Source organism: Microbacterium sp. 70-16, assembly GCF_001898315.1.
Taxonomy (GTDB): Bacteria; Actinomycetota; Actinomycetes; order Actinomycetales; family Microbacteriaceae; genus Microbacterium.
Map to the genome: position 1 here is coordinate 95781 of NZ_MKTQ01000008.1, position 24953 is coordinate 120733.

The window sequence follows — 24953 nt, forward strand, 5'->3', positions numbered from 1 at the left end:
CGCGTCGCGCCGACCCGCGGGTCAGCGCGGGTACACGAGGATGGCGGCCGCCGCGGCATCCCCCGGCTGCACCGGGTATCCGGCGAGCGCCCCGTCGGCCGCGTACGAGATCGCGGCGCGCACGGCACCCGAGCCCGCGTCGATGCGATAGACGCTACCCGCGGTGACCGACACGTCGACGCTTGCTCCTGACGGCACGACCACGTCGCGCGCGTCGCCGCCGTCCGCTGCGGTGACCGTGACGGTCTGGTCGTCGCCCTCGTCTGCCGCGAGGGTCAGCACCGGCGACGGCCCGTCGGCGACGGCAACCAGCGCAGGCTCGGTCAGCAGCGCCGCCCCCGTGAACCAGCCGAAGTCGCTACCGGCGGTGAAACCGGTCGTCGCCCAGACGCCGCCCGTGATCGGCGTCGTCGCCGACACACTGACGGTGTAGGTGCCGACGGCGAGGCCGGTGAGGTCGAGTTGCAGGGGCACTCCCGCCGTCAGCGGCACGACGTGCGGCTCGCCGGCAGCACCGGAGGCGGAGCGGATCGTGACGGTGGCGGTGCCGTCGGATGCCGGCGCCACCAGCCGCAGCGTCGTCGGGATGTCGCTCGCGTCCGGGTCATCGGGCGCCAGCGCGACACGCACCCCGGGGATGACCAGGGACGTGTCGGGCGCCCCGACAGCGGCGATCTGATCGACTCCGCCGGGGGTGAGCACGCGCGTGAGGCTCGCCTGCAGGGATGCCTGCACGGGCGCCTGCGTCGAGGTCACGCGGACGATGGGGTTCTCTTCGCCGAGGGCGAGGGCTGCGAGCGGGATGACCCGCTGCGTGCCAGGCGCGACGACGATTTCGGCACCGGCGGGCGGAGCGACCAGCCCCGTCGAGCCGTACACGGTGAGGGTCACGAGCGCCGCGACGTCGCCCGGGTTGCCGAGCACGACGAGGTCGGCGGCGCCTGTCGTCGCGGATCCCGCGACGAGCCACGAGTCCATCGACGAGCGCACGCACGCCGATGCGGCGAACCCGGCGAGATCGTCGTCGTCGAGCTGCGCGGAGCCGGCCGCAGCGAGGTCGGTGCGTGCGCCGTCGACGGGCTGTGCCGTGACCGCCGAAGGGCCGGCGCCGTCGGTGACGTTCTGCGGCGAGAGCGTCGCGATGTCGATCGGGGCAGCAGCCGCGCTCGCGGTGACGTTCTGCGCCGCGGCATCCGTCAGCAGCGATGCCTGCGTCGAGTCGCGTCCGCTCGCGAGCAGCGGCCCGGTGCAGGTGGCGACGGATGCCGTGGCGGGCGGCTGCGCCGACAGCGAGACGGGCTCACGGGTGATGCCCGGGGCGTCGACCGTGACGAACAGGACGGCGGCGGCTACCAACGCGGCCGCGACGACGACGCCGACCGCGACACTGGCTGTGCGGGCCGCAGACATGGCGCTCATGCGGATCCTCCCTCGGCCGGCGGCCCGGCGGCGGCAGGCGATGCGTCGGCACGCGGCTCGGCGTCGGCACGCGGCTCGGCGGCAGCCGGCGCGGCAGCGGCCGGCACAGCCCCCGTCGCGGTGGCCGGCACCCGCCGCGACGCGGCGCGGCGCGGCCGCGCGAGCCCCACGACGCGCGGGCGGCGGCGCGCCTGCGCGAGCGAGAGCCGCGTCGGCAGCGCCAGCAGCAGCGCGGCGAGGATGATCCCGCCCTGCAGCAGCGCGACGCGCCAGATCTCCCCCGCCGGCGTCGCTGGCCGGTCGGTGACCTCAGACGTCACGCGCCACAGCTTGCCGCGCGCGGTCTCCCCGACGATCTCGAGGTCGGCGCGCTGGTCGAGCGTGCTCTCTGCTTCGCTGCGGATGCCGTCTGCGGCATCCGTTCCCGGCGCGCTGTCGTCGAGCAGGATGAAGGCGATGCCGTGCGCCGCGAGCTCCTCGATGACGGGGCCATCGGGGTCGGTGATCAGCTGTGCGGCGTACTGCGCGGTGAGCTCGTCACCGGCATCCGGTGCCGTGCGCGCCGACCGCAGCGTCGTCTGCCCACCCAGTGACGCCGTCTCGCCCCAGACGACGTCGGTGATGACGGCGCCGTCGCCGGTCGGCGTGAGGATGAACGTCGCCGTCGACAGGCCGTCGCGCCCCTCGGCTTCGACGTAGGCCGGCAGGGTGCTGCTGGATGCCTCGGTGATGTCGGCGGCGCCGCGCAGCGGCGCGGTCAACGCGGGAACGGCACTCGCCGCGAGGGTCAGCATGACGAGCGCCGCGAGGTTCGGGCGCAGGTGCACGCGGTCGGGCAGGGCGTCGAGCGCGAGCGCGGCGGCGCAGACCGCGGCGAGCCAGTAGAGGCTGATCGCGGCTCCCGGCCACAGCGCGACAGGCGTCGCACCGTCGGATGCCACGGTGATCCCGAGCGCGCCGATCGCGGTCGCGAGCCCGGCGAGCCCGGCGATCGCGAGCACGGCGGCGGGCACGATGCGTCCGATGATGGGTGCGGCGATCGCGAGGACCAGCAGCGGCGCGACCAGCACGGGCGTCCAGACGGCGATCTCGGTGCCCGACAGTGCCGCCCAGCCGTCCGCCTGCGGGAATCCGAGAGCGAGCAGCAGTCGGCGGCCGGCATCGAGTGGGCCGGAATCGGCGAGCGGCACCCCGGGGTCGGCCAGCAGCGCCCACGCTTCGCCCGCACGCAGCCGCTGCCAGACCAGCGGCGCGAACACGACGGCCGTCGGGATCACGAGCCAGATGACGCGCGCGAGTCCCGCGCCGCGCCCGACGGTGGCCGTCAGCAGCAGCGCGATGACCCACAGCAGCACGAGTGCCGGCGCGATCGAGGGCGCGCACGCGACGACGGCGACCGCGACGATGGATGCCACACCGGCCGCACTCCACGAGCGGTGCGCGACGGCAGCCGTCCACAGCAGCCAGGGCAGCAGCAGGTGCAGGATGACGACCGTCGGGCGCCCCGTGACGAGCGCGTCGAGCAGAGTGGGGGCGAGCGCCCACGCGACGGCGGCGACAGCGCGGACGATCGCGCGGTCACTGAACCGGGTCGCGGCGAACCAGCCGCCGAGGGCGGCCAGCGGCAGGGCGAGCACCCACAGCACGACGATCGCCTTCGACGGTGCGGACGGCGACAGCGAACCGATGACCGCGACGACGGCACTGAACGGGTCGGCAGCCCCGCTCGTGGCCCAGCCGAGCGGGCGCAGGCCGAACGCGGCATCCTCCCACAGCGCGCCGACGGTCGCCCGCAGCGGGGCGAGCGCGCCACCGCCGAGCACCGGCCAGGCCAGCAGCGACAGGAACGCGACGACCGAGACCACGAGTGCGGCCAGCACGATCCATGCGCCGCCGCCGCTGAAGAAGTGCAGTTCGCCGCGGCCGGAGCCCGCCGGGATCTCGTCGTCGAGGCGGTGCCGCAGTTCGGTCGAGCTGACCCGCAGCGGGGCAAGCCGCGCCCACGAGACGACGCGACCGGTGCGGATGCCTCGGCGCGCGCGCGCGACGCCGCCGAGTCGGAACATCGCGGTCAGCGCCGCGCCCCATTCGGGCAGGATGCGCGACGGCCGCTTGCCGAGAAGCGCACCGAGCGAGCGCAGCAGCGCGAGTGGTAGAAGTGTCAGCCAGTGCAGCGGGACGGCCACGGCGGGGGCGTAGACGAGACGGCGGTGCAGTTGGGCCGTGCGCTGCGCATACGCGGCGCGCAGCGGCGAGGGGTTCGAACCTGCGATCGCGACGAGCGCCGTCGGCGCCAGCACGATGCGCCCACCGCGCAGGCGCGCACGGATGCCGAAGTCGAGGCCTTCATCGGCGCCCGCGAGGGCCGCGTCGATGCCGGCGAGCTGTTGCCACGCGTCGGCACGCACGAGCACGCCGCGGATGTCGGTGCCGAGGACATCCTCGCTGCCGTCGTACTGACCCTGGTCGTGCTCGCCGTCGGCGAGGCCGACCGTCCGACCGAACCGTGTCATCGACACGCCGAGCGACACGATGCGGTCCTTCTCGTCGGCGCGGACGAGCTTGGGCGCCGCGAACGCGACCGACGGCGCGGTCTCGAGCGCGCCGGCGAGCCGCGCGAGGGCGTCGGGCTCGGGCGTCGCGTCGTGGGTCAGCAGCCAGATGGCGTCACCCTCGAGGCGGTGCGAACCGAGTGCGACGGCCTGAGCGAAGCTCGTGCGCCGGTCGGCGGTGATGACGCCTTCGGCGTGGGATGCCGCGGCGACCGCACGCACGGATTCGTCGGCGTCGCACAGCACGATCGTCAGCGCGTCGACGGGGCGCGACTGTGCACGGAGCGCAGTGAGCGTCCGTTGCAGATGGATGTCTGCGGCTACGCGCCCCTCGGGGCGGACGACCAGCAGCGCATGGACTCGGGCGGGCATGACCTGGTCAGCCTATGCGGCCCCACCGGATCATCCCGCCCGCCACGCCTGATCGCCGTGGTTTGGTCCGTGAGGTTCGGCGCGCGATCGCGCCGATGCCGCCGCTCAGGCGCGGCGCTTGAGCTTGCGGCGCTCGCGCTCGCTGAGACCGCCCCAGATGCCGAAGCGCTCGTCGTTCTGCAACGCGTACTCGAGGCATTCGCCGCGCACGTCGCACGTCGTGCAGATGCGCTTCGCGTCGCGCGTCGAGCCGCCCTTCTCAGGGAAGAACGCCTCCGGATCGGTCTGTGCGCACAGCGCGTCGGCCTGCCAGGCCAGAGTGCTGTCGGCTTCTGCCGGTTCTTGGCGTCGCACACCGGGGACGCCCAGGTCCACCGGATCGACGAACCAGTTCTCAGGAACCCCGGAACGGTAACCCGTCATAGCGCTCTCCCCCGTCGATTCCCGTCACGCTCGTCCGCGTGTTGGAATAATTACACCGCTGTCATTCGCTGGGGTCAAGTCGCAGATGTTAAACCCTCAAGGCGTGATTGAACCTTCACCCGCGCCACGCCCGGCGTGTCGCGGGTGCGGCTCACGCCTCGCCGCGCTGGGCGACGAACGCCTCGCCGACGCCGGAGAGGACGACCTCGTCGCTGCCGCCGCCGACGTAGACGGCGCGGCCGGGGGCCAGCGTCACGGCATCCGTGCCGTCGGATGCCGTGACCTCGCCGGCGGTCGCCAGCACGATCGCCGGGCCCCGCAGGGCGACGGGCACGGGGGCGCCGGCCGCCGTCACGCGCGTGAGCGCGAAGTCGGGGACGGCGACGGCGTACTCGACGACGCCCGGCGCGACCTCGCGAGGGATGACGAGCGGTGCCGGCCCGGCGGTCGCATCGAGCACGGCGAGCAGTTCGGGCACGTCGACGTGCTTGGGTGTGAGGCCGCCGCGCAGCACGTTGTCGCTGGCCGCCATCAGCTCGACGCCGAGGCCGGACTGGTAGGCGTGCAGCACGCCGGCGGGGGCGAACAGCGCGTCGCCGGGGCGAAGCGTCACGAGGTTCATGAGGAGGGCGACGTAGAGGCCGCGGTCGCCGGGGAAGTCGGATGCCGCGGCGCGCAGCGCCGTGATCTCGGGCGCGAACTCCGCGTCATCCGACGCACCGAGCGCCGCCGTCAGCTCGGCCACGTCGGCGTCGGTGGCCTGCGACAGGGCCCACTCGAGCGCTGCGCGCAGGCCGTGCTCTTCGTCGGCATCCGCCAGCAGTCCGTCCAGGTGCGCGATCGCGGGGCCGCCCGCGAGCCGCGCCAGCAGACGTCGGGTCGCGGCGACCGGGCGCAGTCCGACGAGCGCACGGAAGGGGTCGCTCAACGCGACGATGATCTCCGGCTTGTGGTTGTCGTCGCGGTAGAGGCGGTCGCCGGCGTCGCGCGGCAGACCGGACTGCTCTTCGCGTGCGAAGCCCGCGACGGCCTGTGCCTTGGTCGGGTGGGCCTGGATCGACAGCGACGACCCGGCGGCGAGGAGCTTCATGAGGAACGGGAGGGCGGGCTCGGCGGCGCTTGTCAGCGCGGCATCCAGCGTCGTCTCGGTGCCCACGACCCGCGACGGGCTGCCCGGGTGGTCGCCGTACCAGATCTCCGCTTCCGGAGCACCGGTGGGCGTGCGGCCCTCGAGGCCTGCGATGAGGTCGACGGAGCCCCAGGAGTAGTCCCGCGGCGTGTTGGTGATCGCGATCAGCATGCCCTCAGCTTATGGCTCGCCCGCGATAGCCTGATGTGACCATGGCCGTCCAAACCCAGCACCCCGTCTCGGCGCCGCCCACCGCGCCGATCCGGGAGAAGACGGGTCATCTGCTGCTGCGCGGATGGTGCATCTTCGTGATCGCCGCCGCCCTCGCAGGCACGTCCTGGCTGATGGCGTTCGGGACGATCGGCGCGGGGATCGCGGCGTTCGGCTCAGCCATCGTCTCGATCGTGCTGTGGATCGTGCTGCGCCCCGAAGTGCAGTGGCCGCGCCTCCCCTGGTTCGCGGCGCTGTACGTCGCGTGGGCGGTGGCATCCCTCACCTGGACGGCGTATCCCTCCGCGACGCTGCTGACGCTCGGGCTGCTGCTCGCGACGACGGTGCAGGCGATGTTCGTCGGATCCGTGCTCACCTGGCGTGAGCTCGTGCGGGCGATCGCGTCGGCGCTGAAGTGGATCCTCGCGCTGTCGATCGTCTTCGAGCTGTGGGTGTCACTGGTGTGGGGCGGGCCGGTGCTGCCCGAGTTCGTGCGGCCCGACGGGCCGGTCGACGACCCGATCGTGTACTGGTCGCGCGACAACCTCTTCGAGGGCGGGCGCATCCAAGGCCTGTTCGGCAATGCCAACCTGCTGGCCGTCGTGGCGTTGCTGGGCATGATCATCTTCGCCGTGCGGTGGGCATCGCACGCGCCGCGGCGCCCGCTGCTGGTCGGCTGGTTCGCGCTGGCCGCGGTCCTGTTCGTGCGCGCAGGGTCGGCGACGGCGTGGCTGACCGCCGGCACTGTCGTGGTCGTGCTCGTCACGGTGCTGCTGATGCGCACCTCGACACGCGCCGGCGGCCGCACGCGCTACTACATCGCCTACGCCGTCGTCGGCCTCGGCGGGCTGACGGCGCTGTGGCTCACGCGCGACTCGATCTTCACGCTGCTCGGCCGCTCGTCGGATCTGACCGGCCGCGAGGGCATCTGGGCGGATGTGTGGGCCAAGGCGATCGAGCATCCCGTGATCGGCTGGGGGTTCTCGACCCCGTGGGTGCCGACCGACGCCTTCTTCGACGGCTGGATCACCGACCACGGTCAGACCGTCATGCAGGCGCACAACATGTGGCTCGACGTGTTCTTCCAGCTCGGCGCGATCGGGCTCGTGCTCATCGTGCTCACCGTCGCGGCGTTCGTGTGGCGCTCGTGGTTCTTCGCGGTCGACCGCCCCCGCTGGGACCTCGTCGCCGACCGCCCGTACTCGCCGCTGACGCTCGTGCCGACGCTCGTCGGCGCCGTCGTGCTCGTGCAGGGCCTCGCCGAGACGGGACCGCTCGTGGGCTGGGGCTGGATGTTCATCGTGATGCTCGCGTTCAAGATCAAGCAGGCGCCACTGATCGGTCGCGGGCCCTCGGAACAGCGGCTCGTCGGCGAGCAGGGCGAGACGCCACGGGATGGACGATGACCCCTGCAGCACCGATGACGACGGAGCGCCGATGACAGCGGAGCGCCGATGACGACGGATGCCCGCAGCGCCGGCGCCCGCGCTCTGTCGCGCCTGCTGGGCTCGGCGGATTTCGCGCGGGCGCTCACGCTCGCGATCCTCGCGACGCTCGTCGGCTCGCACCTGATCGAGGCCGTCTCGGGCACCGTCACGCTGCGCACGATCATCGTGGGGCTGTGCGTGCTCTCGGCGGGCGTGCTCGTGGTGCGCCGTGAGGAGATCTCGCTGCTGCGGCTCGTGCCCACGACGCTGCTGATGGTGCTCGCGTGGGCGTTCGCGAGCGTGTTCTGGAGCACCGATCCGGCGTCGAGCTTCTGGCGCTGGGTCGCGATGGCTGGCGTCGCGTTCCTGGCCGTCACGATCGGGCACGTCCGCGACACGCTGCAGACGGTGCGCGCGCTCGGTGACGTGCTGCGGGTCGCGTTGACACTGTCGCTCGTGCTCGAGATCCTCAGCGGGATCATCTTCGACCGCGGCATCCGTTTTCTGGGCATCCAGGGCAACATCGCCTCGCTCGGGCCGGTGCAGGGCATCTTCGGCACGCGCAACATGCTGGGCTTCATCGCGGTCATCGCCCTCATCACGTTCGCGGTCGAGATGCGCGCCCGCTCGGTGCGCCCGGGGCTCTCGGTGTACTCGCTGTCGCTCGCGACAGGGCTGGGGTTGCTGTCGGCGTCGCCGACGGTGCTGATCCTCGCGGTCGCCGTCGGGTCGGCGACGGCGGCGCTGTGGCTCGTGCGATCGGTGCCGCCGCAGCGGCGCCCCACGGTGCAGTGGACGCTGGCGGGCGTCGTCGCCGCCGCATCCATCACCCTCTATCTGCTGCGCACGCGCATCATCGATCTGCTGGGCGCGACCGATGACCTCGCGATGCGCAATCAGCTGTGGTCGCTGACGCGCTTCTACGTGGGGCGTCGGCCCGTGCAGGGCTGGGGATGGTTCGGCGCGTGGGATGTCGACGAGCAGCCGTTCGCGGCGCTGAACCAGCTGCTCGGCGAGCACCACACGACCGCCCTGAACGCGTACGTCGATGCGCTGCTGCAGCTGGGGTGGGCGGGGCTGCTGCTGATCTGCGCGCTGGGCGCCGTCGCGCTCGTGCGGTCGTGGGTCGACGCGAGCCAGCGACGATCGGTCGTGTACGCCTGGACGCCGCTGACGCTCGTCGCGCTCGCGGTGACAAGCGTGTTCGAGTCGTTCACGCTGTACGGCGTGGGGTGGATGCTGCTCGTCCTGTGCGCCGTGCGGGCCGGGCAATCACGCGGTTGGCGCGAGCGGCTGGGCACCGCGGCTCCCACCGGCACGATTCCCACACTGCCCGCGGGGTAGAATCACCTGGTCATGACGATCCCCACTTCACGCCCCGACGAGGCGACCGCCGAACGGTTCGAACCGGCGAGTGCGACGATCGCGATCGTCACGTTCAACCGCTCGGGCCTGCTCACGCGCCTGCTCGACAGCATCACCGCGATGGACCCCAAGCCGGGCCACGTCGTGATCGTCGACAACGCCTCCACCGACGACACCACGGCCGTCGTCGAGTCGTACCGCGAGAAGATCGGCACGCAGCTCGTCTACCGCCGGCTCGATGAGAACACCGGCGGCTCGGGCGGATTCAGCGAGGGCATGCGCGTCGCGTACGAGCTCGGCTCGACGTGGATGTGGCTCATGGACGACGACGTCGAGGTCATGCCCGATGGGCTGGCCCGCATGGGCGCGTGGGCGCCGCGGTTCCGCTCGATCCAGGGGCGCCGCTACGACTTCGACGGCAGCGAGTTCTACTGGCAGTACCGGATCTCCGAGCCCCTGGGTATCCCGATCCCCTTCGCGCCGAGCACCTTCGACGAGTCGGGCTACAAGGAGATGAACTCGGGCTGCTTCGAGGGCATGTTCATCCACCGCGACATCGTGGCCCAGATCGGTCTGCCCGACCCGCGCTTCTTCATCTACTGGGACGACCAGACCTACGGCTGGCTCGCGTCGCGCATCACGACGTCGGTCATCGTGAACGAGTTCGTCCTGCGCCGCACCCGCGAGATCAAGCAGTGGGACATGGGCATCCGCCACATGAACGCATCGTCGGATGCCTATCGCTACTACATCATGCGCAACCGCGCGATCATCAAGCGCTACTACCGCTCGCTGGGCGTCTACAACCCCGTGCTGTTCGGCCTGGGCACCGCCCTGACCTTCGGCAAAGAGCTGATCCGCCTGCTGTTCGTCGAGCGCAAGGTGCGCGGCACGTCGAACCTGTTCCGCGGCCTGCGCGACGGCCGCGCCATCGCCCGCGACCCGCAGTGGCAGCCGATGCCGCCGCTGGTTGCTGCGGGGGCCTGAGTCAGTTCCTCGCCTTGCGGTAGCCGGCGTCGACAGCGGCTTGCTCGGTCGAGAAGCACTCCTCGGGGTTCGTCTTGTCGTACGAGCCGCCGCCGGGCACATGATAGATCCCTGAGCTCGCGTTGCCCTTGATCGGAGCCCACGACGGGCACGACCCCAGGCTCGGCGTCGTGCGCGACGGGGTGGGCACGGCGCCCGTGCTCGACGACGAGGCCGACGCGGTGACGTAACCGGTGCGTGACCCCGTCACGTTCACCGCGATGCGCTGGCCCACATGGGCAGCTGTCACCGTGAAGGTCGAACCGCTGCCCGCGGCCGCCCCGTTGACCGTCCATGCGTAGGTGAACGACGTCCCGGCCGTCCACGCTCCCGCCTGAGCCGTGAGGGTGCTTCCGACGGCGACCGTGCCCGAGATGGACGGTGTGCCCACAGCGAGGCAGCCGAGCGAGTTGCCGGCATTCGTGCCGACCGACTTCGTGTCGCCCATGACGACCGTGGCCCGCGGAGCGCGCGCACTCAACGACTCTCGGATCGAGCCGGGCAGGCATTCCTGCAGCGTCGTGTAGATGGGCGCACCGATACGACCGGCGACGGCCGCAGCCGACAGAGCATCGGGGAAGTTTGCGCCCGCCGTGATGAAGGCTGTGTCCACCGTGTTCGGGAAGTACGCGTCGTTGATGAGCGCAGCGGTCTCATAGCGGCCGCTTCCGCCGTATCGGGCGACGTCCAGTCCCGCGCCGCGCAACTGAGACTCGATGCCGGCAGAGACCGACTTGACATCTCCGACGATGCCGACGGATGTCACGCCCAGACGCTTGATCATGTCGAGGGTGCTCGACGGTGCGGTCGCGGCCGTTCCGTTCACGAGGATGACCGGTGCCTGCCGCGAACCAGCGGCGCCGGTTGCGGCGAGCGCGTCGGGGAAGTTGCCGCCGTTGGCGATGATCGCGTGGGATGCCGAGGTGAACGCCGTGCCGACGATGAGGCGGCCGGTCTCGTAGCGGTCGATCCCACCCAGTCGCGTGGTCGGCGCGATGGCCGACAGCGCGCGCACCACGCCATCGCTGATGGAGCGGGCGTCGCCGGTCACGTAGATCTTCTGCGGCGCGAGTCGGCGTACTTCGGCCGCGGTGTCGGCACGCAGACCGTCGCCGGGAGTGAGCAGCAGCGGCCCGCCGAGAACGGCCGCAGCTGATGCCGCCGACAGCGCATCGGGGAAGTTGCTGCCGAGCGACACGAACAGTACGGGAGCGCCGGGCGCGTAGTTCGCCGAGGTCGCGATCGAGGTCTGGTAGCGATCAACGCCGGCCAGACGCGTCGTCCCCGACGCGAACGACGTGATCGTCGTCTGCGCGGCGACGGCAGTCGTGGCGACGCCGCCGGTGAGAACAACGGCGGCGGCGGCGAAGGCCGCGATGATTGGACGAATGCGCATGCACAGTGCCTCTTCCCCAGGGTGGTGCTTGGTTGCGATCCTATCCAGGTCCATAGACACGCGCAGCGACACGATCGGCGGAAATATCCCGTGTCGTCGGGGGCCGCTCGGCTGCGGTATCCCCGCGGGGCCGCCTGCGGACCCAGTTAGACTCGGATGGCGCGCTCGACCCCGTGGTCGAGCGCCGACACCGGTGACCACGACCATCCAGAAGGGCCGTGTCTTGACGACTTCACGCCGTTCCACCCGTTCTCCCCGCCGCGCATTCGCCGCTCTTGCGGCCGCCACCGCTGTGACTCTGGCATTGGCCGCGTGCACGGGTTCGCCCGAGCCCGTCGACTCGACGACGGCACCTCCCCCGCCGCAGTATCCGGCGCAGCCCGACTTCGCGACCGTCCTCGACCCCGCGGCGTTCGCTCCGGCGGAGGAGAGCACCGCGGTGACCTTCACCGGCAGTTACGCTGACAAGGGCACCCCCTATGACGCAGCGCAGATCATGAACGCGTCGCAGGGCGGCTACTCGACGATGACCAACTCGCGCTGGTTTGCCGACAAGCTGCCCCAGCTCTCTGAGATGGGGTTCGAGCAGGTTCGCATCGACCACGTGCTCGATGACGTGTTCTATCACGTCGTCAACAAGCAGTCCGACGGCTCGATCGCCTATGACTTCACGCGCCTCGACGACCTCGTCCTCTCGATCGTCGCCCAGGGCTTCCAGCCCCTGCTCGTCCTGTCGTACACGCCCACGGCCTTCGGCAAGTCGGCGAACACGATGCCCTCACTGCCGGAATGGACCGCGGCGGTGACGGCCGTCGTCTCGCACTATCGCGACCTCGGCTACACCGGCTGGGACTGGGAAGTCTGGAACGAGCCTGACCACGACGCGTGGACCGCCCAGCAGTACATCTCGCTCTATGAAGCGACCGCACCCGCCGTCAAGGCCGCCGACCCGACGTCGCGTGTCGGCGGCGCGACGGCCGCGTTCCTCACCTCGGACGGCAACATCTCGGGGCAATTCATCGACTGGGCGGGGGCGAACCGGGGCATCCCCGTGGATTTCTTCTCAGTGCACAGCTATTTGAGTAGCGATTGGGAGGTGGTCGCCTCGGCGAAGGGCCTGCTCGCGGCTGCCGGCCTCGATCTGCCGGTGCTCATCACCGAATGGGCGCTCAACCCGACGATGACAGCCGGAGCAGGGCAGGGCTCAGACACCAACTCAAGTCCGACCGGTGCAGCATATGTCGCCCGACGGCTGGCTGCAGCAGCCACATCGGGCGCCGAGCGGGTGTTCTACTTCTCACCTGCTGAGGGCTTCACCTACTCGATGCCCTACAACGGTGATCTCGGCTTGATCACGGTGGACGGCCACCGCAAGTCGATCGGCAACGTATTCGAGATGTATGCCGGTCTCGGCGACACGCGCGTCGCGCTGACAGCAACCGGCGCCGCGACGGAGAACCAGAACGTGTCCGGCTTCCTCAGTAAGGACTCGGCCACGTCTGACGCGACCGTGCTGCTGTGGAACAATACCTCGGCCGACGCCACCGCATCGGTCACGATCGACGACCTGCCCTTCGAGTCGGGCAACGTGCGCATCGCGCAACGCGTAATCAGCGCGACGCAGGGCAACGGATTCTCCGACGCGTCGACGGTCGTGGCGCCGAGCTATCCGAGCGCGAACGAGAATGTGCCGACCGTGTCCGACGAGGTCGTCGAGGCCACGTCGACCTACACCGACGAGATCATCATCCCGGCGTATGGCGTCGTGGAAGTTCAGCTCGCAGCCACTGATCTCGACGCCGGCTCGCAGACCCTGAGCCTAGAACCGACGGCGACCAACCTTGCGGCCGCCGCGTCGGGGGCGGCGGTGTCTGCCACATCGTCTACCGAAGACCCCGCCACCGGTTGGGGCCTGGCTGCGGCGAACGACGGCAGGCGGTATTCGGTAGACATCGCCAGCAGCACCGTGCGCGGATGGTCGTCGCAGACGCACCCCGCTGCCGAGGCGACAGAGTCGCTCACGCTCGACTTGGGGGCTGTCACGCCCGTCGACAGCGTGTCACTGTGGCCGTACACGCCGCGATCCGCGCCGAGCTCTGCGTTCCCCCTCGATGCGGAGATCAAGGGATCGGTCGACGGTGAGACGTGGACCACCCTGGCCACCGTGCACAACGAGGCCGGCGCCCGTGTCGCTGGCGAGCAGACGTTCTCATTCGACCCGGCCGAGATTCGCTTCATCACCGTCGAAGCGACGAACCTGGGCGCGGTCGCGGGGCAAGACGGCGCGTTCGCGTTCGCCCTGGCGGAGATCGAGGCCTACCGCCTCGGCGTCAGCGACGGCGGCTTCGAAGCAGCCGACCTTGCCACATGGGATGTGCGCAAGGATGCCACTGTGCAGGGCGATGTCGCACATCGGGGGCAGCAGTCGCTCGCGCTCGGCCGAGACGCATCGGCGACCATTGAGATCCGCGGGCTGCGGCCGAACACGACGTACACCGTCGGCGCCTACGTGAAGGCCTCGGCGGGCTCGACCGCGACGCTGACCACGACGCTTCCGGTCTCGGGTGAGCAGTCGATCTCTTCAGCGAATACAGGCTGGTCGCATCGCTGGCTGACGTTCACGACCGGTGCGCTGGAGACGAGCGTCGAGATCACTCTCGCCAACACGGCTGGGTCAGCCACCGTCTGGATCGACGACGTGAGCGTCTCGCAGACGCCGACGGCAGGCGCTGAGTAACCGGCGCGCCGCAATCAGTTCTGCGGCACTGCGGCGCAGTCGAGTGGCGTCGTTGTCACGGCCGTCGGCGTGACGAGCGGCGTCACCTGCGCTTCGAAGGCGCGGGCCTCGGTGCCCTCCAGGGTGAAGAAGTACTCCATTGAGAGACTTCCGCCCGGCGGCACCTCGATGACAGCCTTGCCGACTGGGTAGTCGGTGTCATGCATGTCGGGCAATGTGACGGCCACGCCGTTGACGGTGGTGCCAGTGATCGTGGATCCCGGGGGTGCATAGAGCCGTATTGTCATCCGATTGACGCCCGGCGCCGTACCCACCTTGTTCCACTCACCGGTGATATGGAATGGGAGGTCCGCTGCGACCGCCGGGTCAATCAGGTTCGACAGATTGATCGCGACGCGGTAAGTCGTCGTGCCGTCGTCCGAACATTGCGCCTGGCTCAGTTCGACTGACTGCCGCAGGTAGTAGCTCAGCTTCGACCCGACGCTGTCCTGGAAGTAGACGCCTGCCCGCACCGTCGTGTCATCGGTGATCGGCAGCTCACCGTTCGGAACGTTGGAGTCGAGCAGTGCTTGCTCATCCTCGTGGGAGCTCCAGAACAGGATCCGGTGCTCGTTCCACCCCTGCGAGAGCGCACCGATCAGCGTCGATGCATCGAGTGCACCACCGGTCAGCCGCGAGAAGACGGCCTGCACGACTTGGGCGTAGACCGCGTCGTGAGCCAGATTGGCCTGTACGACGGGAAGAGATCCGTAACGCAGATACACGCCGTTGAGCAACAACGGCACCAACGACGTCTCATCGAGAGTATCGCCGGTAGCAATGGGGATGGGTCCGGTCGCACGTAGCATGTAGCTCAGCGCGACCGGATCGAGCGAGAGCACGCCATCGAGATGCTCACCGAACTGAAGCTCCCACATCGTGGACACGATCTGGCCCGCCGTAGTGAAGCTCGGACGGGCACTCGCCTCTGCGATAAAGGTCCCGAACTCGCCGTAGGGGTAGACGTCTTCGGCACCGTCCGGAATTGGGATGACCGACTCGGCATACTTCGAGAAAGACCCGGTCGATGCAGCAACGGTCTGCCCCAGGGTGATCTTGCCGTTGTCAACCTCGATGCTGGTGAGACTGAGCGTGGCGCCGCCGAGCGCACGGGGCTCAGCCGGGTTCTGAAACATCAGCACGTAGTGACGTGGTCCGTCGGCACCCATCGCCGAGGGCAGCAGCGGAACGACCACGTCGAGCGTGGAGAGCACCGGCGCGACCTCTTCGAGCATCCCGACGACCTTCGTGCGAGCATCAGCCACCGCACCGATCGTGAACTGGGTGGGGACGTTGCGCGCCTTGGCGAGAGTATCGACCATATTCGTGTTGGCAGTGTGCACCGCGTCGCCGGCGGCGATGATCGGCGCGAGGTCAATCGCGCCATCCTTGGGCGCGAGCGACGCGGGATCGATGTTCGTCACCACCGACAGGAGCGGTTCTGCAACGCCGGTCATCGTGTTGTCAGCGACTTCGGCGAGTTCGCGGACGGCCGTCAGGTTGGGGCCAAGGAACGGCACGATCTCGGCGATCCGCCACACAGGGTCGCCCGTCAGCGCAGCTGCCTGCGAGCTGTGCTCTTTCACCGCTGCGAGGGTTTGCTTTGCAGGCTCCACCTCGAGAGCCAGAGCCTGCTCTTTCAGCGTGCCGATCTGCTGCTGTGCCGCTTCGAGCTCGCCTTTCGCCAACCACCCTCGAACACCGATCCAGACCGACGACAGCACGATATATCCCGCGATGGCGATGATCGCCCAGAACCACCAGCGGCGAGTGAGACGCTTATTTGGCCGAACGCGCGCACGAGTTTGGGGGGCAGACACCGCACGATTCAATCACAGCGAGCGTGAGAATCATCTGAGCGCGGCGCGGATCGACTCGTCGTCACCAAGTACGATCGTTATCGCCGCCAGCGCATCACGAGCGCTACCATCCAGTCGACATCGCGCGCCGAGGAACATGAGAACCCTAGCCTTTTACCTGCCGCAATTCCATAGGATCCGCGAGAACGACTCGTGGTGGGGAGAGGGCTTCACTGAGTGGGTCAACGTCCGTCGCGCAGAGCCGGCGTTCGCGGGACACGCCCACCCGCGCGTGCCGACCGAACTGGGTGAATACGACCTGACTGACCCGTTGGTGCACCGACGTCAGACGGAACTGGCGCAAGCGCACGGGATCGACGGCTTCTGCATGTACTTCTACTGGTTCAACGGTGCTCGCCTACTGGAGCGCCCGACCAATGCGTGGCGCGAGGACTCCACCTTGCTGCCGTACTGCCTATCGTGGGCGAACGAGAGCTGGACGCGACGTTGGGACGGTAAGTCGAAGAGCGTACTCATGGGTCAGGATTATCTCCCTGGCTTTGTCGACGGCTTGTTCGCCGATCTTCTTCCTCACTTCAAGGCCCCGCACTACCTGACATTGGACGGCAAGCCCATCCTCCTCGTGCACCGCGCCGAACAGATCCCCGATGCCCCGTCGTTCGCCCGAAAGCTGCGCGAGAAGGCGATATCCTCGGGGTTTCCCGGTATCCACTTGATCGCAGCCGAGACCACCCCCGGGCTGCGGCCCGCCTCCGTAGGCTTCGATGCAGTGGCTCAGTTCCCGCCCGTAGGAGCGAACACGCTCGCTTCGGCTCATCTGAGCCCGCTACGCGGTGTTCGCCGTGGTTTCCGAGGCCGCCTGATGTCGTACAGCAAGCTCGCACAACGCGCGACGCGCGACGCTCAGCGTTCTTCCTACGTAAAGTACCCAGGAGTCGCGCCCGGCTGGGACAACACTGCGCGTCGGCACAACAACGCAACCATTTACGTGGGCTCCAGTCCGGAGCATTATGCGCGATGGCTGGCGGAGGCACGTTCGTTCGAGCAGGCAAAGCGTGGCGACGACGGTCTCGTCTTCGTGAACGCGTGGAACGAGTGGGCGGAAGGCGCATACCTCGAACCGGATGAACTGCACGGCGATGATTACCTGCGCGCGACTGCGGATCCGGCTGGCTTCGTTGCGACAAGCGATGCGAACAACCTCACACCTGGCCGCTTTCCCGGCACCAGCCAGGTCAACAGCATTGCGCTCGCCGGCATCGGGTCCGCTTTGGCGCTATCTCGTCGGGCACGCAACGTCGTCCGCCGAAAGGGATCGAGCGCCCGTTGACGCGTCCACTGCGTGACTTTCCGAGTCTGTCCGACCTCGAGATGTCGGGGCGCGCGTTCCCTCAGCAGATCGGCAACCTCCTGCGAAGCCCGATGGCGATGATGCCGCTTTGGATCGTAGCGGGGACCGCGCTCTACACCCTCGGATGGTCGCGGCTGTTCGAGCCTTTTCGCTTGGACACACTCGCGTTCCTCGCCATCGCGGCACTCCTCTTCGTCGCACTTGCGACGACCTCGCGCATGGAAGTCGATGCACGTCCAGGTGCCAGTCTGGACCGCTGGGCGCTCACTGTCATCGGCGTGTACTTCGTGGGCGCGTACATCGAGAATGGCGGAATCCCCGTCATCCAGATCGCCACCGGCGACGACTACGACGTCTACGGTTTCGGCGTCGACGGGCTCCACATCTTCATGCTGTGCTTCACGGGCTTCTACGGTGTGCGTGCCTGGCACGTCTTTCTTACGCGCGGCGGGATGTGGAATCTCGCGGCGCTCGCCGGAATCGGCGGGCTGCTCCTTTCGATCGGGAATCGCAGTGCGTTCTCCTTCCTCGTCTTCGCGTGTGCCGTTGTCTTCGTCCGACTGCGAAGGATCTCGGCGCCTGTCTGGGCTGGCGTAATCCTCGCCGCTATCATCTTTGCTTTCGGTTTCGGAAAGTTCGGCGACTTCCGCCTGAGCTACCAGATCGAACAGGCGACAGGCGAGCCTGGCGCACCCGATGCCGTTCTTGCCCTGGCTCGAGCGACGGACGGCTTCAGAGAGTCCGGCCTGTCGCCGTCGTGGCTGTGGACGTACATGTACTTCGCATCACCACTCGCGAACCTCAACTCTGCCTTCAACCTGAGCGGCGGGCGTCCCTGCGGGCAAGAATGTGATGTGTCGGCGGCGCTCGTCTACGACGTGCTTCCGGACGTGATCGGCGTGAGGCTCGGGGCGATCCTCGGAATCGCCGATCCCGCGACCACGGACTTTCTCGTCGCACCCAACTTGACCGCATCTACCGCCTTCGGCACTGCAGTAGTCGCCGCTGGGGCGGTCGGCGGGATGATGACGCTCGCTTTCCTGGCGGCGTTGGGGGTTATGTCCGCACGTCTACTGCGCGATTCCCCCGCCGGGGAGGTCGGTATGGCAATCCTCGCGACGGTTATCTTCTTCTGCTTCTTCGAAAACATGTTGGTATATACGCCGCTTTTGGGACAGCTCGCGTTCCCTCTCGCGCTAGCGGGATACTCCCGTGTGCGCCGACGTACCCGCGCCCAACCTCCCGAGAGCGCGCTTCACCCGAAATGACCACGGCTCGCCACCCGGAAGGTCGCAGGAGCAGGTCGCAACAAGTTGCTCAGCGCCCCATCAGGACAGCGGCCGCACCATGTACCTGACAGCGCGAGTTGCGAGCGACATTGGCGAACGCTGGAAGCGATCATGACGTCGTGCACTCGCCTCTCTATTCCGTACCCGGTCGCCCGAGTCGCTGATCCCGCTGACGATCGCAGAAATCGCGTCCTGCATGTTGTTTGCAGCCGCATGTGCGAGCTTCACTCCTGTAGAGGCGTCGCGGCTACGCGCTTCGAGCGCAAGGGCACGGTCGACGGCGCTCGATAGGTCATTGATTCGCACGCGAGTGGGCATCGGATCGGTCCAAGCCGATGCATATCGCGCGACCTTCTCAATCTCGAGACCAACGTGCGGAACGTCGAACGACATCGAGATGATCATCGCGTGCAGGGACGTCCCGAGAACCAGGCTACTGGTCGCGATCTCCCGGGCCTTCTCGAGTGCGCTTACAGCCGTGGAAACACTTGCATCCAGCGCCGGGTTTCGGCTCTTCATCGCTTGTATGACCGCGGCATACAACTCGATGGAGTCGTGCCTCGGCGCAGTCCCGGCAGGGAGAAATCTCAGTTCACGCCCGGCGAGCGCGGGGGCGTCCAGGAGCGCGTTCGCGAGTTCATCGGTTCTCCCTGAGAGCACGGCCTCGCTCATCTGCACGATGACATGACCGGAGTGCCGCGCGGTCTCTCGTGCCTGCGGAGATGCCCAGGTCTCGTGGTCGAGCCGGAGCGTGTGCACAAGGTCGGGTGCGAGGCGATGAGGTACACCCAACTCGTCTAGCAGGGCAGACGAGCTCTTGTCGCGGACAGAAACAAAGTCCGCCTCCCGGAGAGCGGTCTCCGCGCTCGCGCGCATATCGCGCTGCAGAGATCGTATGCCAGAGAGACCGACGGAGTTGACGACCAAGGGCAACGGCCGCAGTACGCCGCGCGAAGACATACGCGGAAGGTAGGCAAGGTCCGTGAGCCTGGCGCCAGACTCATCACGGATGATCCTGCGACGGACGCGCCTCGGCGCATCACTGAAGCCAGCCGATTGTTGTAGCGTCCCGAGCATGCCATAGGCCGCGTACATCGCGACGCCGGCAACCTCACCGCCGACTGTCCAGACGCCATCGAGATGTCCGTTTTCCGAGGCTTCAGTCAACGTATGCGCCGGTCGTCGCGAGAGGAGTTCTGGCGTGCTTTTGAATGGGGTGAGCGGAAGAGCCACCACACCCGAGTGCGCCAGATATCGCTCCGTGCGCTCAAGGAAAAGAATGTCGCCGAAGTTGTCCCGCTCGTAGGCACCCAGAAGGCCAACAACGCTCATCTCTTTCATAGGTTCGTCCCTGTCCATCGCTTAACCCGCTCCTACTTGCGCCCCAAAGCGACGCGGACGGCCCGAACGAGATGACGGTAATCATCCCTCACCGCCGGTATCGCGAGGGCGATGGCGTACCCGCCGAGGACGCCCAGGAGGGCGGCCCCCGCTTCCGCAAAAGCGCCAGCTTCCGCGACTGCGGCGGCAGTCGCACAGAGCAACCCTATCGCCGCAGAAACCGCACCAGTGCCGAGGAGTCGCGCGCCCTGCAGTAGGAGCGGGGCCGGCGGCAGTGCGGCTGCCCTGGTCGACCAGATGAGTGCCACCGGCCAAGCGATCGCGACTGCAATGGTGTATCCGAGGGCCACGCCTACCGCACCGAAACTGACGCCGATCAGAACCCCGACCACTTTGAATGTCGATGAAACGATCATGTAGTTCCGCAACCGGGCCGCGTGCCCCGAGGTCACGAACAGCCAGGATGCGACCGTCGCCAACTGCTGCAGCGCTGCCGCAATAGCCAGAATCGCGACAATCGGGGCGGCGTCCGACCATTCTGAGCCGAGCAGAAGGCGGACGCCCGCGTCGGCGCCCGCGAACATCGCCGCGGCGATCGGAACGGTCAGGTACCCCAGGAGCAGCTGTCCCCGCAGGAGAAATCGCATCAGCGCGGATTCATCGTCCCGCACGATCGATAAAGACGGAAGCGCCACCGTAACGGCCGGAGCCTTCACCTGATCTAGAGTTCCAACTGAGAGTTGAAATGCCCGCGAGTAAACCCCGGTTGCGCGCGGTCCCGCCCACAGGCCCAGCGCGATCGTGTCGACATTGTTCCCCAGATATCCGATCAACTGAGAGGCCGCGTAGTCGGCCCCAAACCGGTAATACCTACCCATGCCACTCACGCGCACAGGACGCCGTGGCCTCCACCTTCCAGAGACGATCAAGACCGCTGTCGACAAGAGCGCGACGGTCAGCGCCTGCGCCACCAAGCTCCAGTATTCAGCGCCCGCGACTGCGGCGGCGATGGCCGCAATCAGCCCTCCCACCGCGGCGGCGGCATCCGCAGCGGCCAGGCGCCGGTAACGGCGTTCGCGGGTCAGGCTCGCCCGATACTGTGCCCCTACGCCGTTGATCAGGAACACTCCACTCAGGGCGGCTACGACTCCAGCAAGGGCCGGCATGTCGAAGAGCCAAGCGAGCGGCTGCGCGAGAATCAGCGCGAGTGCCGCCAGTAACACCCCGAGCGCAGTATTCGTCCAGAACAGCGCGTCACGGTGTGTGTCGGGGAGGTCACGTTCGCGTATCGCGGCTACAGACAATCCGAAATCTCGGAAGTACTCGGCAAGGCCGACAAAAGCGGTGGCAACAGCGAAGACGCCGAATGCTTCAGGCGTCAACAGACGCGAAAGCACGACCAAGCCGACCAGGTACGCGGCGAACTTTACGACCTGGGCGATGCCGAGATCCCTCGCGCCCCTCACGGCCTCGCCAGCAAGCCCATTACTCATCGTAATTTCCCTTGAACATGCGCATCTCGTTGAAACGCGACGGCGTCAAGCTTGCGCGCCGCCGACAAGCGCGCCCAGGATGAGAGCACACCCTCTCGCAGCCGGCGCTCGACGAGTTACGACCGCAATCGTGATGAGCCGCGAAGCACGCAACGCGCGCCCGCGAACTGAGAACGCGTCCATCACCTGTGCTACGGAGGGCGGCATCGTCGAGAGCTTGCTTCGGAGACTATGCGCCATGTTGACTCGCCAACCCCAACGATGTATGCGGAGATAGCCGATCATGGCTCGCGGACCGCCGGCGCTCGAACTCATGAGGGCTTGGGAGCGGGCGACGATGCTTGTGCTCTCCTCCTCGCCGATGACGTTGGCGTCATGCTGGACGTAGTCCTGGACGACGCGTGGGTCGAGGATCACGCCACCGGTCGACGCGGCCGCAACTCCGAGCCAATGGTCGTGATACGCCACATCGGTCGGCTCCGGGAACGGTAGCGCGATATCCAGCAGATCTCTGCGGAAGACTGCGAGGCTTCCCGTCACCTGGTTGTCAACCATGAGCGCTGTCAGACCCCGGTACGCGCGAGCCGTAACCCCCGACGAGACCCCGTCCTTGTCCACAACGCGCGCAGCCCCTGTCACCAACGATGCGTTGACGAGCGCGGGCAGTAAGGTCGCAAGCTTCTCTGGGTACCAGCGATCGTCTTGGTCGGCAAGGGCGATCCACGACGACGTCGCTTCGACCTCAGAGAGCAACCGTTCGAAGTTGCGGTAGAAGCCCACGTTCTCGTCAAACGCCAACACCGTGAACCTGGAGTCCTCACCAATGGCAGCACGCAGCAGCGCGGCGGTGGCAGGATCGGTGCCGTCGATACCGACGAGGCATCGCCAAGTCTTCACGCTCTGAGCTTTTATCGAGTCGAGTTGGACCTTCAGCAGGTCTGGGTCGGGCCGGTATACAGCCATGCAGATAGTGCCGAAGAAATCGTCTTCGTCTGACTGATGAGGCATCACTGGCCATCCGGAAAAACAGCGGACTCAACATCAGGGTGCACCCGAGCGCTGATGCGGCGCCCGAGGAGAAACTCGGGGTACCTCCGGTAGAACTTGGCCATGGACGCTAGTTCTCGACGCCACGGCGCAACACTGAACCGTGTGGTCTCACGCGCCCATCCGTGGACGAATCTCGCACGAGGCGACACCAGTACCTCAAGACCCGCTGCCCACGCTCTCAGGCAGATGTCCTTGTCCTCGTAGTACAAGAAGAAGTGTGGATCCCACCCCTTCACGCGATCGAACGCCTCAACGGCCCCGAACACCGCAGCTCCCATGAACCAGCAGACTGGGCGGGGCTCGGATCCGTGCGCCAAGAGCAAGTAGCGCGGGTCGCCGCCTCGCAGCCGGTTGCGTATCTTCGCGGTCAGCAACGGGTATCCGCGTCCGTTCGGCTGCAATGAGCCGTCAGCATTGACCAACTGCGGCGCCACGAGCGCGCCCCGACTGAGGGCGATCTCTCTGAGCTCGCGCAGACCCGCCTCATCGATGCGCAGATCAGGATTGACAAACCCGACGAACTCGCTCCGCGCCGCTTGGCGACCAATGTTGTTGGCGTAGGAGAACCCTTTGTTGGCCCCCAGCCGGATGACATGGGCCCCCAGGCGATCAGCGACGTCGGCCGTGTCGTCAGTGGAGGCATTGTCGACCACGATCCACTCGACGCCATCGGGTAACGGTCGCTGCCAGAACTCGGCGAGAGTAGCCGCGCTGTTATAGGTCACCGTGATGAGCGTGCACCATGGCCGCCCATCCGCCCCCACCTCCTGCAACGTCCTAGCTCCTCTGCGGCATCTGGCGCCCGCGTTTTGCAAACCTGAGCAATTCTAGAGTGTTTCCGAGACGGACGCGTGCGCACCAATGCGAGGGCACCGTATACTCACCCCTCCGCGTCTCGACCCGACACTAGTCGGTCAAGTCTTCCGAGCCCCCGAGACGCGCCCACCGTCGCTTGATTGCGCGATGCCTCAGCGAGGACTTCACTCGCCGTTGTACGCCGCCAGCACCTCGGCGATCGGGGCATCCATCTTCAGCTGCCCCTTGTCGAGATAGAGCCCACGGGTGCAGAAGCGGCGCAGGTCCTTCTCGTTGTGACTGACGAAGAAGAGCGTCCTGCCGGCAGCTAGCAGCTCATCGATGCGGCGGTAGCACTTGTCGCGAAACGCCTTGTCGCCGACGGCGAGCACCTCGTCGACGAGCAAGATCGGTTCGTCGAGCTGCGACACGACGGAGAATGCCAGTCGCACCTTCATTCCATTCGAGAGATGCTTGTAGGGCATGTCGATGAAGTCGGCGATCTCCGCGAACTCGATGATGTCATCGAAGCGGCGCGCGACCTCGGCCCGACTCATGCCGTGCAGACCCGCAGTCAACCGGACGTTCTCACGCACGGTCAGGTCTCCCACGAAGCCGCCGGTGATCTCGATCAGCGGCGCGACTCCCCCGCGCACATCGACGGTGCCCTCGTCTGCCAGCAGCACACCGGCGACAAGCTTGAGCAGCGTCGACTTGCCCTGCCCGTTGCGACCGACGACACCGATCGCCTCACCCTGGCGCACGTCGAACGACACCTCACGCAGCGCCCAGAACTCGTCGGGTCGCGTGCGGCGACGTGACCCGCCGAAAAGGTCCTTCAGGCTGCGGCGGCCCCGCCGAATGCGTCGAAAGCGTACCCCGAGGCCGGCCACGTGAATGGCGATGTCTGCAGCCACTACAGCTCCTTCAACACGGCCGGCTCGAAGCGTCGGAACACGTAGGCACCCACAGCGAGCAGAACGAGCGACATCACCGCGGCGAGGCCCGCGGCAGCGGCATCCCACTCACCGGGGAACAGCCCGGCGCGGTACAACGAGAAGATGCCCGACAGCGGATTCAGCAGGGCGATCTCGCGGAACGGTGAGGGCAGATCGGGCAGTCCGTAGATGATCGGCGACGCATAGAACAACGCCCGCAGCACGAGCCGCGTCGTGCGCTCGAGGTCGCCCCATAGCGCACACAGCGGGGCGATGAGCAGCCCGAGTCCGACCAGCAGGATCGTCTGCAGCAGCATGCCGAGCGGAAAGAGCAGAACCATCGCGTTGAGCTCGACGCGCGGCACGGCGAATACCGCGAACAGCACCAGCACCGGAATCGAGAACGCGAACTCGATGCCCTTGCTGAGCACGATCCGATTCACCCAGATCGACCGCGGAATGGCCGTCGACCGCACCAACCGGGCATCCTTCTGGAACGCCTTCGTGAAATCCCCCACCGCCGAGTTGAACCACACCCAGGGCAACAGCCCCGCGATGAGGAACACGATGTACGGCGATGCGCCGATGTCACCGCGCTGGAACACCTGCGTGAAGACGAACCAATAGATGGCACTCATCACGAGCGGGTCGAGCACTGACCACAGATAGCCCAGCGCGCTCGTCGAGTACCGCACCCGCAGATCACGCGCCGACAGCAACCACAGCGAGTGCAGATAGCGCCGCGGCGATCCGGGGGCGCCGACGACGGCGGTGGTCACGG

At 67.7% G+C, this 24953-nt stretch carries 18 protein-coding genes; 6 read left to right on the plus strand and 12 right to left on the minus strand.

From position 1 onward, the window contains the following. Positions 1-21: 21 nt before the first annotated feature. From BGO46_RS00985 to manA, 4 genes are all read right to left on the minus strand, one after another. A complete protein-coding gene (locus BGO46_RS00985; RefSeq protein ID WP_292674568.1) occupies positions 22-1419 on the minus strand; it encodes a DUF5719 family protein in 1398 nt (465 codons plus the stop codon). Further along, positions 1416-4343, minus strand: a complete 2928-nt coding sequence (locus tag BGO46_RS00990; protein ID WP_292674566.1) for a glycosyltransferase — start codon at positions 4341-4343, stop codon at positions 1416-1418. Before BGO46_RS00990 ends, BGO46_RS00985 begins: the two co-directional genes overlap by 4 nt. Positions 4344-4448: 105 nt before the next feature. After that, on the minus strand, positions 4449-4766 hold the full coding sequence (locus BGO46_RS00995) for a WhiB family transcriptional regulator (protein WP_292674563.1): 318 nt from the start codon (positions 4764-4766) through the stop codon (positions 4449-4451). 151 nt (positions 4767-4917) lie between these two features. Then, a complete protein-coding gene (gene manA / locus BGO46_RS01000) occupies positions 4918-6066 on the minus strand; it encodes a mannose-6-phosphate isomerase, class I (RefSeq protein WP_292674562.1) in 1149 nt (382 codons plus the stop codon). 41 nt (positions 6067-6107) lie between these two features. Between manA and BGO46_RS01005 the strand changes: the two genes are divergently transcribed. The 3 genes from BGO46_RS01005 to BGO46_RS01015 are packed head-to-tail and all read left to right on the plus strand — an operon-like array spanning position 6108 to position 9884. Further along, a complete protein-coding gene (locus BGO46_RS01005; protein WP_292674560.1) occupies positions 6108-7511 on the plus strand; it encodes an O-antigen ligase family protein in 1404 nt (467 codons plus the stop codon). Positions 7512-7559: 48 nt separating this feature from the next. Further along, a complete protein-coding gene (locus BGO46_RS01010) occupies positions 7560-8876 on the plus strand; it encodes an O-antigen ligase family protein (protein ID WP_292674558.1) in 1317 nt (438 codons plus the stop codon). Positions 8877-8888: 12 nt separating this feature from the next. Further along, positions 8889-9884, plus strand: a complete 996-nt coding sequence (locus BGO46_RS01015; RefSeq protein WP_292674556.1) for a glycosyltransferase — start codon at positions 8889-8891, stop codon at positions 9882-9884. A 1-nt stretch (position 9885) separates the two neighbouring features. On the opposite strand, the gene BGO46_RS01020 is transcribed toward BGO46_RS01015, so the two are convergent. After that, positions 9886-11319: a cell wall-binding repeat-containing protein gene (locus BGO46_RS01020; RefSeq protein ID WP_292674553.1), complete on the minus strand. Its 1434-nt coding sequence runs from the start codon at positions 11317-11319 to the stop codon at positions 9886-9888. 304 nt (positions 11320-11623) lie between these two features. On the opposite strand from BGO46_RS01020, the gene BGO46_RS01025 reads away from it, so the two are divergent. Beyond that, positions 11624-14056 (plus strand): discoidin domain-containing protein, encoded by a 2433-nt coding sequence (locus BGO46_RS01025; protein WP_292674550.1) that lies wholly within the window; start codon positions 11624-11626, stop codon positions 14054-14056. 14 nt (positions 14057-14070) lie between these two features. On the opposite strand, the gene BGO46_RS01030 is transcribed toward BGO46_RS01025, so the two are convergent. Next, a complete protein-coding gene (locus BGO46_RS01030) occupies positions 14071-15915 on the minus strand; it encodes a DUF4012 domain-containing protein (protein ID WP_292674548.1) in 1845 nt (614 codons plus the stop codon). 136 nt (positions 15916-16051) lie between these two features. Here BGO46_RS01030 and BGO46_RS01035 point away from each other — a divergent pair, with 136 nt between their 5' ends. Beyond that, on the plus strand, positions 16052-17245 hold the full coding sequence (locus tag BGO46_RS01035; protein WP_292674545.1) for a glycoside hydrolase family 99-like domain-containing protein: 1194 nt from the start codon (positions 16052-16054) through the stop codon (positions 17243-17245). Continuing rightward, entirely contained in the window at positions 17242-18534 is a 1293-nt protein-coding gene (locus tag BGO46_RS01040; protein WP_292674542.1) for a hypothetical protein, read from the plus strand. Before BGO46_RS01035 ends, BGO46_RS01040 begins: the two co-directional genes overlap by 4 nt. Positions 18535-18594: 60 nt before the next feature. Here BGO46_RS01040 and BGO46_RS01045 read toward each other — a convergent pair whose 3' ends face one another. From BGO46_RS01045 to BGO46_RS01070, 6 genes are all read right to left on the minus strand, one after another. Further along, on the minus strand, positions 18595-19896 hold the full coding sequence (locus tag BGO46_RS01045; protein ID WP_292674539.1) for a polysaccharide pyruvyl transferase family protein: 1302 nt from the start codon (positions 19894-19896) through the stop codon (positions 18595-18597). A 32-nt stretch (positions 19897-19928) separates the two neighbouring features. Beyond that, positions 19929-21389 carry an oligosaccharide flippase family protein gene (locus BGO46_RS01050; RefSeq protein WP_292674537.1) on the minus strand — a complete coding sequence of 487 codons (1461 nt, stop codon included), beginning with the start codon at positions 21387-21389 and terminating at the stop codon, positions 19929-19931. Between the two features lie 45 nt (positions 21390-21434). Next, positions 21435-22352, minus strand: a complete 918-nt coding sequence (locus BGO46_RS01055; RefSeq protein ID WP_292674534.1) for a glycosyltransferase — start codon at positions 22350-22352, stop codon at positions 21435-21437. 44 nt (positions 22353-22396) lie between these two features. After that, positions 22397-23164, minus strand: a complete 768-nt coding sequence (locus BGO46_RS01060) for a glycosyltransferase (RefSeq protein ID WP_292674531.1) — start codon at positions 23162-23164, stop codon at positions 22397-22399. Positions 23165-23419: 255 nt separating this feature from the next. After that, positions 23420-24151, minus strand: a complete 732-nt coding sequence (locus tag BGO46_RS01065) for an ABC transporter ATP-binding protein (RefSeq protein ID WP_292674528.1) — start codon at positions 24149-24151, stop codon at positions 23420-23422. Next, on the minus strand, positions 24151-24951 hold the full coding sequence (locus BGO46_RS01070; RefSeq protein ID WP_292674525.1) for an ABC transporter permease: 801 nt from the start codon (positions 24949-24951) through the stop codon (positions 24151-24153). The genes BGO46_RS01065 and BGO46_RS01070 overlap by 1 nt, the downstream gene beginning before the upstream one ends. Positions 24952-24953 lie beyond the last annotated feature (2 nt).